We start from the raw sequence: 11,882 nt of genomic DNA on the forward strand, positions 1-11,882 counted from the left end.
GGATCAGTTCCGCAGGAGTTCTTGGATACCGTAGGTGAAGAAAGTACCGAGGCCGAAGTTCAGCAGCTCTTCTTCACACTTGTATTGCAAGATCAAAGTGTCGCCAGGTTGAACCAGTGGACGGCTTCGCGGGTCGTTGATTGCTCTGGCAAGGTCCACCTCAATTGCGACTTGTCCGTTGCAAGGAGTGTGACGCAGGATATACAGCATTCCTGGTGGGACTCCGCCAACCGATCGTGCTCCTCCGAATCCACCACCGCCACCGGTCGTTTGTCCGATGCCTCCTCCAGCGAGAGCCATCGCTCCCAGGACGTCCAAGTCATAGTCACGAGGGAGTGGGAATTCGCCACCGGGCAACTGGCCACCGGTGTAGAAGACTTCTGTTTCGCGGTTTTCGATGTAAACAATGTCACCGTCTTGCAGTTCCACATCTTCAGGCGAGATGTTGGGAATGACGCCTGGCGGCAATCGCAATGGGATGCGAAGGATCGATGGGTCTGGCGGCAGTTCTGGCGGGCAGACACAGGGATCGAGCATGGCGTTGCGTTGAGAGGCGTAAAAGTCTCGGACGAACTGGGCTCGTTTGCGTTTGTCAGCTTCGCTGGCTCGCAACACTCGCACTTCGTTTTTGGCATTGAGCCCTGGCAAACCACCTGTTTCGACAAGAGCGTGCAGAATGTCGTTCTTGTAGGCAGGGAGTTTGACCAAGCCACCGCTGGCCGAGTTGTCACGGCCACGAATGAATTCGCTGGATTGAGCCTGGAGCGAACGTTGATTGGAGTCGCCCAGTCCATCTTCGCGGACCACGATCACATCGTAGGTTCGCTCTTTGATGAGCGTGACAATCGGGCGAGCTTTTTCTTCTCGCAGGATGTCATTGTCGATGTAAGCTTCGCGAATTTTTTCACGGACTTGATCGAGTGTCAGCCCTTCGACTTCCAGGGGTTCAATCAGAGGCAGCGAGAGCGTGCCGTCATCCTGGACCGCGATGGGGTAACCGATCGACGGTGGCAGAGTGCTGTCTTGCTCTGGGAAGTTGACCGGAGGTGGCTCGGGCGGCGTGTTCGGCGGGTTGAAGGGCAGAACACCTTCGATGTAGACGCCGAGGATGTCATCGGGGCCAAGTTGGTAGTCACGTGGCGGTTCGAGCGATAGCAACGCGATATCAACGGGCACCAAGTTATTCTTGGGAGCCGGGAAGAATTCGGGTGGCAAGCGATGAGCTGGCACGCCATCGATTGGCTGGGTCAATGACGAGCAGCCGGTCAATGAAGCGACCAGCGACGCGGCAACGCCAAGTCCAACCGTGGTGCGAATGTGTTTCCACATTCGGGTTTGAAAGAGGTTGATGTTCATCCTTGAACTCTCTGAAAGTGCAATCGGGTGCAAAGCCGCCCGGACTGGTCTGTGGTTGAGGAACGGTCTGAAATCAATCGAACAAGAATTGCATCGATTGATTGTTTGCAGGCGATTCGACTGCTTCGTTTGATTGGGCCTGACGATCTGGCCGTCCAAAAATCTCCTCGATCACCGAATCGATTTCGTCTTGGGTTGGTTCGGCGACGTTCGTGCTGACCGGCGTCTGAAATTCTTTCGGAACGAGGTCCACCGGCGGCGAAGTTTCTTGCTCGGGAAGATCACTCAAGAAGGACTCGGTCGCTTCGGAAAAGTTATCCGAAGGACGTTGAGTGGGCGTCATTTGAGAGAATGGATCATCCAGGGCATCTGAGGCGGGATCCGCCATCTTCTCGCTGGCTTGTTTGGCTGGCACCGGCAAGTTGGCGGGGACTTCTTCAGGGAAGCCCATTGCTGGTTCATTGGGGTCTTCGAACGTGACACGGCCTGGGACCAGGGTCTCGCCTGCACCGAGCTGAATGCCGGGTGGCAGTGCGTTGGTCGTTGCCACGGGCGGAGCAGCGGCGGCCGGCGTGGGGGCCATCGAGCCAGTCATCGCGGCAGGTGCGGGACGTGTTGGCGTTTGGATGCGAATTTGGTTGTAGTATCCAATTCCATCTTGTTCCGCTGCTTTCACACCGAGTGGAAAGCCTTCGAACCAGGCGTTCACGGCACTTTGACCATCACCGGATTGGTGTTTCCAACCCCAGTAGTCCGAAGACACCACGGCGGGCGTGCATCCCGATCCACCGGTGGCAACTTCCATGTAGCCTTCGATGAAGCCCTTGCGGAGGTCCTTCATGTGCCGATGGCTTTTGTGGCAATGGGAGTTTCGCAACCAAGCCTTGGAAGCCATGACCTTGTTGCGGTGCGAGACCATGAAGTCATCAACGCACTCGCTTCGGGTCATCTTGGATTGCAGGCCGCCCATGATGGTGCAGCCAGTCATTCCCGTTGTCAAAAGGCCTGCCGCAAGACTCGCCAAGAAGGCTCGTTGAGCTCGGTGGCGAATGATGTTTCGCCTCGATTGCTTCGGGCGGACGGACGCGTCATGTCGATTAAGCTGGGTCATAATGCCGGCTCCCCTAGCGGCGGATCTATCTGGATCACACGACTCGTGCGTGCAACATTTCCAGTTGCCATCTTGCCCCCCAAAACTGGCTGCAACGGCTCGCGGAATCTGGGTCGCACCGCTTGTAGCGATTGTGCTAGCGAGCGATGTCCCCGCATTCTTTATCGCCGCTTCGGGGATTCTGGTTTAGCCAAATGTGCACGAATTGGGGGTGCTAGCAGTCGGCCGGGTTAGTGAAGCTGTTCCGGGGGGCCACTCGATCTCAGGTGTCCCGCCGCGATCATCGCGAAAATCCCCGTGTTTTTGCATGGGAAGTGGGGTGCCAGGGCCCCATTTGGGTTGCCGGAATTGGGGAGGTTTTTCGGTTACAACGATTGTTGACCGCAATTCGGGCGAAGATCATTGAACTTTTTGCGAGCCCTGGGGGTGGAATTCGGTCTGGCGCGTAAGATGATGCAACGCGGAACCGCTGTATTAAAATGATGACGTAGTCTTGTCACACCGGGTTTGCCGGTCAGCCTTGCTGACCGAGGAACGGCCCTCCAAGACTGCCTTGGTGGTACTTCTCGATGCATCCGTGTCAAACTGCCCTCCTCTGATCCAATCAACTAGCAATGACACCATTCATACTCGTCACTCTTGCCGCTGCCTTCGTCACGATGTTGGTGTTGGTGCCGGTGGTGCGTGCGTTTGCAATTCAAGTCGGTTTGGTTGACAACCCTGACGCCGAGCGGAAACTTCACGACAGACCCATCGCCTTGGCCGGCGGTTTGGCGGTTTTCCTCGCGACAGGAATCGCTTTCGTTGTCGGCATCGCATACGAAAGCGGTTGGGCCGAATTCAGCAAGATGACGGAGTTGTCGTCACGTTGGTTTGTCTTGCTGGGAGCCGCCACTGCGATTCTGGTTGTCGGTTTGATCGACGACAAATGGGCTCTTCGAGGCCGGCAGAAGTTGCTGGCTCAATGCGTGATCGCCATGATCGTCGTGGGAAGTGGCACCGTCATGCGATCGATTTCACTGTTCGGATTCGAGATCCCCTTGGGGATTTTCGCTCTGCCGGTCAGCGTTTTGTGGTTGTTGCTTGCAATCAATGCGCTCAACCTGCTCGATGGTGCAGATGGGATGGCGACCACCGTGGGAGCGTTCGTTTGCGGTGGGTTAGCACTGCTCAGTGCATCCAGTGGGCATTCGGCCTCCACCGTCATTGCTGCCACCGCATTGTGTGGTGCGTTGCTCGGCTTCCTGGTGTTCAACCGTCCGCCGGCAAGCATCTTTTTGGGCGACGCTGGAAGCATGATGATCGGGTTGATCGTCGGCGTTTTGGCGATGTGGTGTTCGTTGAAGGAGTCCGCTGTTGTGGTTGCCGCGCCCGTCGCCATTTTGGTGCTGCCGCTGTTCGACTCGACCGCTGCCATCATTCGACGATGGATGACGGGACGCAGCATGTATGCGACCGACCGCGGGCACTTGCACCACTTGTTGAACGAAAAGTTTGGCCCGAACGGCATGTTGTTGGTCGTTGCGGGGCTTTGTAGTTTCAGTTCCGCAATCGCGATTCTTTCGGTGCGGTTCAACCAAGATTGGTTGGTTCTCGTCGGTGCCGTTGTGGTTTTGGGGTTTCTGGTGCTGACCCGAACGTTTGGTCATTCGGAGTGCCGGCTTCTGTTAGGGCGTCTGTATCACTTCGCTCACTCGTTCGTTGTTCGTCCTCAAAACTGCGAATCCTCCAAGCATTTGCGGAGTGTTCAGATTCAAGGCGAAGGTTGCTGGGAGCCCGTTTGGGAACCTTTGGTCGAATTCGCGAAACGCCATGATTTTGCCAAGGTGCAAATCGACGCGAACATGGCTTGGTTGCATGAGGGCTATCACGCGACTTGGCAGAGCGTTCGGTTGCCAGAAAAGTTGGTCCAGAGTGTGGTCCGGATCCCCTTGTTTGCGACCCGACCTGGCGAAGACGAAGCGGTTCCCATCGGCAAGGTGGAAGTGATTGCCAATTCCTCTCAAGAATCGTTGGCTCATCTGAGCTATTTCCTCGAGCACGCCGAAGAGCTGCAGACGCAAGTCCGTTATTTGGTCGCGAACTTGGACAAGAAGACTGCCGCCGCGCGACTGAACGCAGCGAACAAGCTCTCGACGCCTGAGAGCGAAGATCGAGCGGTCGGAACGGAAGAGGTCGAGACGGCTCCGACCAGCTAAGTCGATGCCGGGGGCACGATGGTTTTGTTGCGTGTTGACCACGCAACGATGGAAAGACCAACCAGGACCAGGATTGCTGAAATCGCAATCCAGGCTGGTGGCAAATGTTTGGAGCCATCCGCATCGCTGAGTCCCAAGAAATCCAGACGCTCGTGATAGCGAGCGGCCATTTCCAACATTCCGTTGTGGACGAAGTGGAGCAAGACGCCCGGCCAAACGCTTCCCGTCCGGTAAGCCACCCAGCCCAGAAGCATTCCCAGGAGCATCGTGGGAAGGAATCGTTCGACGAGCAGCGTGCTTCCCACGAACACGTGGAAAAGGCCAAAGAGCACCGCGGTGACGACGATCGTTTGCCAGGGACGAAGGACGGCCGAGAACGCGGAGAATAAATACCCGCGAAAACAGAGTTCTTCGATCAGTGCAGGAGTCGCTGCCATGGTCAGCAGTAGAATCCAGGGCGGAACGGTCTTCCATTTGTCCAGCAAGGACCGGGTGCGTTCGATTTGGTCATCGGATAACAACGCGATTCCGAACTGATCGGCGAGTGCCAACGCTTCATGGGCAAATGCCCACGCGCCCCCGGCAAGCACGATGGCTCCTAGAAAAGAGGCCAACGGCGGCCTTGCAAACCGGTACGTGGATCGAAAGCGATGCTTCCCGATGATCGTTGCAATCAGAGGGATCAGGCCGAACACCAGGATCAAGCTCAGTGCGTTGAGCAGCAACTGGGAGCTGATCGAGATGCTTTCTGAAAGAACACGCAGCCATTGCATCAAGCCATTCGAAATCAGGAAGGAGGCTGGCAGGAGCAACGCAACCACCAACCCCGCTTGGCTCATGCTGGGATGATTCGTGACCACCTCGGGACGCTGAAGAAGTGAGCCAAAGGATTTTTGGCTGGTCCGCTCCACTGCGTCGCTGCCAAACAATTTGGCGGCGATGCCCAGGGCTGCGGCGGCGTAGAACAGCGTGCTCGTGACTGCAATCAAAGCACCCGAAGTTGTGGCTGTTCCCGAAAGGATGTCGCGAGCGAGTAAAACGATGTTCAGAAGCGGAGCGACAGCCAGCGGTCCCTCCAGGTTCACGCCCGGCATCAACGACAACATGGCGGGACCGAGCGACAGCAGCATCACGGGGATCAGGTAAGCCTGGGCCTCCTTGAATGACTTGGCGAAACTGGTGAGCGAGAGCAGCAGCGCAGAGAAGAAGCAGCTGAAGAGCATCAACAGACCGAGGATCTGCAAGATCTGTAGCAGGCCGATCGCGGAATCTTCACCCGCCAGCATGCTGACCAGTCCGGTGACCTTCATGGTCACAAACATCGCGAGCAAGTTCGCCATGGCGGTGAGAAACGCCACGCTGACCACCGCAAGGTATTTCGCGAGCAGCACCCACCAGCGAGGAACTGGAGAGGCCATCAAGGCCTCCATCGTGCCACGCTCACGCTCGCCCGCCGTCAGGTCGATGGCTGGGTAGACGGCTCCTGTGATTGTCATCAAGACCAGAACCAGGGGAATCACCGTGCCGAGAATCGAGCCCGATGCCTTCTCCCCGATCGACCGGATTCGCAAATCAATCGCTCGGTAGTTGGGATCGATCCTCTGAGCGATCTGCATGCTCTCGGCCAACTGCAGCCATTGCAAACGCTCCGTCAGGATCCTTTGGGCCGTGCTGCTGGCTTGATCGTTGTTGTACGAGACGATCTCGACGGAGTGAACGGAGTCAGGGCCGTTTTGAAACTGGACCGCGATGTCGAGGAGGTTCTGTGACAGCGCTTCTTCGGCCGACATCTCCTCGGGCACAACGACCTTGAACTGCGCCAGTTGGCCTCCATTGACCTTCAGGATGGGTTCCGGAGGCGTGCTTCGTGGATCTTCAATCAGTGCCTGCAGAAAATCGCGTTCGGCGGACGACGAGACACCAACCAGGAAGGCTTGCTCGGCCGGCATTCCAGACGAGAGCAAGAAGCGGTTGAGCGCCATGCTCAGCAACGGGTAAACCAACAATGGCATCATCACCAATGTCAGCATTGTCCGTCGGTCTCGCAGAGTTTCCCGAAGTTCTTTGAGTGTGAGTCGGCCGAGCCGAGACCAGGAAAGATTCACGCGTGGTCCTCGGTCAGCGCCGGTTCAGTGGATTGCATCAAGTCAACGAACATCTCCACGAGATGTTCGCGTCCGGTTTCTTGGCGAAGATCATTCAGTGTGCCGCGGTAGCGAATGCGGCCCTGATGAAGCAGTCCGAATTGGTCACAAAGCCGTTCGGCTTCATCCAATCGGTGAGTGCAGACAACCACCGCTTTTCCCGCAGACCGCAGGTGGGCGATGTATTCAAAGATGGTTTGGACCCCGACAACATCCAGCCCACGCGTCGGTTCATCGAGCAACATCACGGGCGGGTCATGAATCAATCCGCGAACCAAGGTCACTCGTTGCCGCTGACCGGTGCTGAGAGAACCCGCGCGACGATCCAGCAACGCCTCGATTTGCATCACGTTGGCGAGTTCTTTCAATCGATCCGCTGCTTTCTTGGGGGCCACGCCATAAAGATCTGCGAAATAGAGAAGCATCTCGCGAACCGATAGCCAGGGATAGACTCCGTCGCTGGCGGAGACAAAGCCAAGTTTGGCTTTGGCAGCGAATGGGTTGTCAGCGGTTCGAATGCCAGCGACTTCTGCGTACCCTTCGTCTGGCTCGAGCAACCCCAACACCATTCGTAGCGTGGTTGTCTTGCCTGCCCCGTTGGGCCCCAGCAGGCCGAATACCTCTCCGGGGGAGACTCGCATCGATAGCCTGTCGACTGCGAAAACAGTCCCGCCTTCGATCGAGAATCGTTTGGTCAGCGAATCGATCAAAAGCATGGTGGAGAACGGACCTGGCGGAGAAGAAGGCAGCACGGAAAGTTGCCGTTGCAACGAACTGCTACGTTGCTGACAACGCATCGGGTCTGCTTCCACCTCCAAAACAATGGATTAGGAAAGCATCGCTTGATGTCCTGTCACCAACCGCGGGGGCAAGTGGGTCACACTGTTGAGCGAAGCCAATTTCCAGCCCGTCGTTGACCATTGTAGGGAAGTGACGGATGTGTTGGGGATGGGACCAACGGACTCCATCGCAACGGTCTCTGCCAGCATTTGCGACAGCATCTCACGCAAGAAATCGGCGTGCGCGATCAAGACCACCACTGGATCAGTGGGAAGACGGTGAGACGCATGGCTCGGTCGTTGTGGGAACGTGTTCTCAAAACGTTCGATCACCGAGCGGGAACGGGCTCGCATCTGGTCGGGAGATTCGGGATCTTTGCCGCCCCACCATCCGTCGCTTTGGATCTCGGAGTCCACCGAGAGGGGAGGCGGTTCGCGATCTGGAAATTGATCGCTGATATCTCGAAAGAACGAGTGAATCGCCTCTCGGCCCAAGCCTTCCGCACCACGAAAGTTCCGTTCGTGATGACCATGGTAGCAGCCACCATTTTCAAACACGTCGTGCCAAACCGCGATCGGATACTGTCGCGGGGCGGCGTGTGCGTGCTGCAGAACGAATCGGGTCGTTTCCAGCGTGCGAAGAAACGGGCTGGTGATCAGCTGATCGATGGCCAGCCCCGACATCCATTTTCCAAGGCAGTCCGCTTGCAGTCGACCTCGCGCCGTGATGCTTGGATCACAAACGCGAGCGTGCACCGGTTTGGCGTTGTTTTCGCTTTCGGCGTGTCGAATGAGAAGCAACTGCATCGGTCAGGATCAGATGTTGCGACCTTGGCGACGACGGTCTGATTCCTTCAACAGGATTTTTCGCAAGCGAATGGATTCAGGGGTGACCTCGACCAATTCATCGTCCTCGATGTATTCGAGGGCCGCTTCGAGGGACATATCGCGTGGTGGCTTCAGAATGACATTTTCATCGCTGCCGCTGGCACGCATGTTGGTCAACTTTTTCTCGCGACAGGGGTTCACGGTCATGTCGCTTTCGCGAGCGTTTTCGCCGACGATCATCCCCTCGTACACTTCTGTGCCGGGTGGAATGAACAGTTCTGCACGATCTTGCAACGCAAACAAGGCAAACGGCATGGTTTTGCCGCCGACCATTGAGATCAGAACGCCGTTGGCACGACGAGGCACATCGCCTTCGACCACACGGTAGCTTTCAAAGCGGTGGTGAATGATGGCGGTTCCACGAGTCGCGTTGAGCAGTCGAGTTCGCAATCCGATCAAGCCACGCGAGGGAACGATGAAGCGGAGCAGGCTGTATTCGCCACGTTGCTTCATTTCTTCCAGTTGACCACGGCGCAGACCGACCAATTCCATGACAGGCCCCATCGCTTCGGTGGGGACTTCCACACGCAGTGTTTCGAAGGGTTCGTGCTTTTTGCCGTCGATCTCTTTGAAAACCACACGGGGTTTTCCAACGCTCAGCTCATAACCCTCACGACGCATGGTTTCGATCAAGACGGCCAAGTGGAGCACGCCTCGGCCGGCAACGGCATAGGCTTCGGTGCCTTCGATCATAAAAACGCGAAGTGCAACGTTGCGTTCCAGTTCTTTTTCCAAGCGGGCTTTGATTTGACGCGTCGTGACGTACTTGCCTTCACGGCCGGCCAGCGGTGACGAGTTGACGCTGAAGACCATTTCCAAGGTCGGCTCATCGACTTTCAGTCGTGGCAACGCTTTGCCTGTGTCACAAGCGGTGATGGTGTCACCGATTTCGACGTCATCGAGGCCTTCCAGTGCGATCAGGTCGCCTGCGCCGGCGCTCTCTGCGGGGACACGTCCCAATTTGTCAAACACGTGCAAGCACGACGCTTTGACTCGTCGGACGATTGGATTGCCCGAGGAATCGACGGTGTGAACATCGACAGCCTGTCCGGTTTCGATGGTTCCTGCGTTGACTCGGCCCACCGCGATTCGTCCAACGTATTCGCTCCAGTCCAACGTGGTGACCATCATTTGAAAGTCGGACTTGGTGTCGACGGTTGGACCAGGCAGGTGATCGACCAGCAGATCCAACAAAGCGGTCATGTCTTTGGTGACTTTGGTGGGATCGTCGGTGGCGTAGCCTTCTTTGGCACTCGCGAAAACGTAAGCGGCACTGTCGAGTTGTTCTTCTCCACCGAGGTCAGCCAACAATTCGAGTGCTTCGTCGAGTGCTTCGGGAGGACGTCCATCAGGGCGGTCGACCTTGTTCACCACCACGATCGGTTTGACGCCAGCTTGCAGGGCCTTCTCCAGCACGAACCGTGTTTGTGGCATCGGGCCTTCGGCTGCATCGACCAGCACCAGGGCACCGTCCGCCATTTGGACGACGCGTTCAACCTCGCCCCCGAAATCCGCGTGACCCGGGGTGTCGATCAAGTTGATCTTCACGCCGCGGTAGTGAACCGCGATGTTCTTGGACAGAATGGTGATTCCGCGTTCTTTTTCGATGTCATTGGAATCCAGAATCCGTTCGCCCTTGAGCTCTGCGTCACGGTACTGCCCACTTTGCCGCAGCAGACAATCCACCAACGTGGTTTTTCCGTGATCGACGTGTGCGATGATGACGACATTTCGGATCTCTTCTCGAACAGCGGTGTTGCTCGAGATTTCAGTGCCGGCGTCTTGAGAAGGGGATGCGGTGGGAGACAAAAGACAACTTTCAATGGATAAACGTTTCAGGCGGAAGCCCACGTTCTAACGGCCCATTGGAAAGTCAACCAGTCAAAAATCGTTTTGTGCGCTCTGCGGCAACGCTAGGGGTGTCTAAGTGGGTTTATTCTTGCATTTAGAGGTTTTCGATGCTCGTTGCAGTCACCGGTGCTACCGGTTTTTTGGGTCGACACGTCGTTTCGAATCTGCTCCGCAACGGTCACACCGTTCGCGGGTGGACCCGAAAAGCGGCTCCCCCAGAGTTAGAGGGGGTCGATTGGGTCCGTGGCGAACTGGACGATCGGGGCTCCATGGAAGGCTTGGTCGCCGGCTGTGATGCGGTCGTCCACACCGCTTTGGCCCGTGAAGGGGCTGGCTTCATGGATGTGTCCCAGCATCCGCTGGACTACATCCAGACCAATCTGATGGGCTCGATCGCCCTCCTCGAAACAGCCGCCGCCCATTCCGTCGGACGGTTCGTCTTCGTTTCGTCGGGTGCCGTTCACCAGCACGTCGTGGAGGGCATTGCGTTGGATGAACAGCATCCGCTGCGACCCGGATCGTTGTACGGAGCTTGCAAAGCGTCGATGGAAACGATGGTGCACGCCTACGGCAGCTCTGGCCGAGTCAACGCGGCCAGCCTTCGTCCGGTCGCCATCTACGGTGTCGACAACCCGCTCCAGAATTCGAAGTGGTTTGACTTGATTCGAGCAGTCGCTCGTGGTGAGTCCGTTCCAGCGGATGGCGGCGGGAAAGTTGTGCACGTCAAAGACGTTGCCGCTGCGATTGCAACCTTGCTCGAAACGGCATCGCCGATCGCGGGAGAAACCTACAATTGCTGCGATCGATTTTTCTCGGAACATGCAATCGCCAACCGCGTGATGGAAATCACGAACTCGAAAGCCACGTTGACCGGCGATCCCAAATCTTCTGGTCGCGAAATGTCATCGGCCAAGCTGGAATCACTTGGCTTTCAATTTGGCGGCCGATCCAGGCTGGACGAAACTATTCGCCAGCTCGTGCAGGAACTGTAGCTCGTTGAAGATTGCCGTGTGTGGCGACTGCGCCACTGGTTGCCAGTGCGTAGACGCCGAAGAACAAACCGCTGTATACCAAGTCACCTGCCAGGGTGTACTGGAAGAACGGGACGGCTGCTGCGAAGCATGCGGTCAGTCCGGTCCAAGTCGAAGGGTAAAACGCGACCCAGACCGCAAAGTTGGTGACCAGGAAAAACAGAACGCTGCCGGCAAGTGAACCTGCGAAGACTTGGATGGCGTTGGCGTTGGCTCCGACCAGTTTGCGACCGATGACAAAGTTCGCCAACAGGCAACCGTAGACAACTGGCATCAGGGAATGGAATCCGAGCACGGCATCGCTGATCAACATCGCGATGATCACCGACACGGCCATGATTCGGGGAGAGACCGTCATCGCACCGGCGAACAAGCACATTGCTGCCAAAGGTGTGAAGTTCGGTGGGTGCGGGAGCAGGCGGGAAGCGACAGCGATGCCGATCATGGCCAAAACGATTGCAAAACGTTGCAGATTGTTACTTGGATTCACAGGAACACTCAATCAAAAAAATCAAAGGTACGGC

The 11,882-nt window shown here is 56.8% G+C and carries 9 protein-coding genes; 2 read left to right on the forward strand and 7 right to left on the reverse strand.

From position 1 onward, the window contains the following. Nucleotides 1–3: 3 nt before the first annotated feature. Together PSR62_RS10660 and PSR62_RS10665 are read right to left on the reverse strand one after the other, a co-directional pair. Nucleotides 4–1,356, reverse strand: coding sequence for a polysaccharide biosynthesis/export family protein (locus tag PSR62_RS10660; protein ID WP_274407729.1), 1,353 nt, complete (start codon nt 1,354–1,356; stop codon nt 4–6). A 73-nt stretch (nt 1,357–1,429) separates the two neighbouring features. After that, nucleotides 1,430–2,467 carry a hypothetical protein gene (locus PSR62_RS10665; RefSeq protein ID WP_443217388.1) on the reverse strand — a complete coding sequence of 346 codons (1,038 nt, stop codon included), beginning with the start codon at nt 2,465–2,467 and terminating at the stop codon, nt 1,430–1,432. Between the two features lie 614 nt (nt 2,468–3,081). Between PSR62_RS10665 and PSR62_RS10670 the strand changes: the two genes are divergently transcribed. Further along, nucleotides 3,082–4,665, forward strand: coding sequence for an MraY family glycosyltransferase (locus PSR62_RS10670; protein ID WP_274407731.1), 1,584 nt, complete (start codon nt 3,082–3,084; stop codon nt 4,663–4,665). Here the strand turns inward: PSR62_RS10670 and PSR62_RS10675 are convergent. From PSR62_RS10675 to typA, 4 genes are all read right to left on the reverse strand, one after another. Next, a complete protein-coding gene (locus PSR62_RS10675) occupies nt 4,662–6,770 on the reverse strand; it encodes an ABC transporter permease subunit/CPBP intramembrane protease (RefSeq protein ID WP_274407732.1) in 2,109 nt (702 codons plus the stop codon). The genes PSR62_RS10670 and PSR62_RS10675 overlap by 4 nt on opposite strands. Beyond that, nucleotides 6,767–7,525, reverse strand: coding sequence for an ATP-binding cassette domain-containing protein (locus tag PSR62_RS10680; RefSeq protein WP_338020190.1), 759 nt, complete (start codon nt 7,523–7,525; stop codon nt 6,767–6,769). Before PSR62_RS10680 ends, PSR62_RS10675 begins: the two co-directional genes overlap by 4 nt. A 111-nt stretch (nt 7,526–7,636) precedes the next feature. Beyond that, a complete protein-coding gene (locus PSR62_RS10685) occupies nt 7,637–8,395 on the reverse strand; it encodes a histidine phosphatase family protein (protein WP_274407734.1) in 759 nt (252 codons plus the stop codon). 9 nt (nt 8,396–8,404) lie between these two features. Further along, nucleotides 8,405–10,285, reverse strand: coding sequence for a translational GTPase TypA (gene typA, locus PSR62_RS10690; protein ID WP_274407735.1), 1,881 nt, complete (start codon nt 10,283–10,285; stop codon nt 8,405–8,407). Nucleotides 10,286–10,434: 149 nt separating this feature from the next. Here typA and PSR62_RS10695 point away from each other — a divergent pair, with 149 nt between their 5' ends. Continuing rightward, nucleotides 10,435–11,319, forward strand: coding sequence for an NAD-dependent epimerase/dehydratase family protein (locus tag PSR62_RS10695; protein WP_274407736.1), 885 nt, complete (start codon nt 10,435–10,437; stop codon nt 11,317–11,319). Here PSR62_RS10695 and PSR62_RS10700 read toward each other — a convergent pair. Beyond that, nucleotides 11,291–11,848, reverse strand: coding sequence for a DUF6580 family putative transport protein (locus PSR62_RS10700; protein ID WP_274408208.1), 558 nt, complete (start codon nt 11,846–11,848; stop codon nt 11,291–11,293). The two genes, PSR62_RS10695 and PSR62_RS10700, sit on opposite strands and share 29 nt — an antisense overlap. Between the last annotated feature and the right edge of the window lie 34 nt (nt 11,849–11,882).

Source organism: Rhodopirellula sp. P2, assembly GCF_028768465.1.
Classification (GTDB): domain Bacteria; phylum Planctomycetota; class Planctomycetia; order Pirellulales; family Pirellulaceae; genus Rhodopirellula.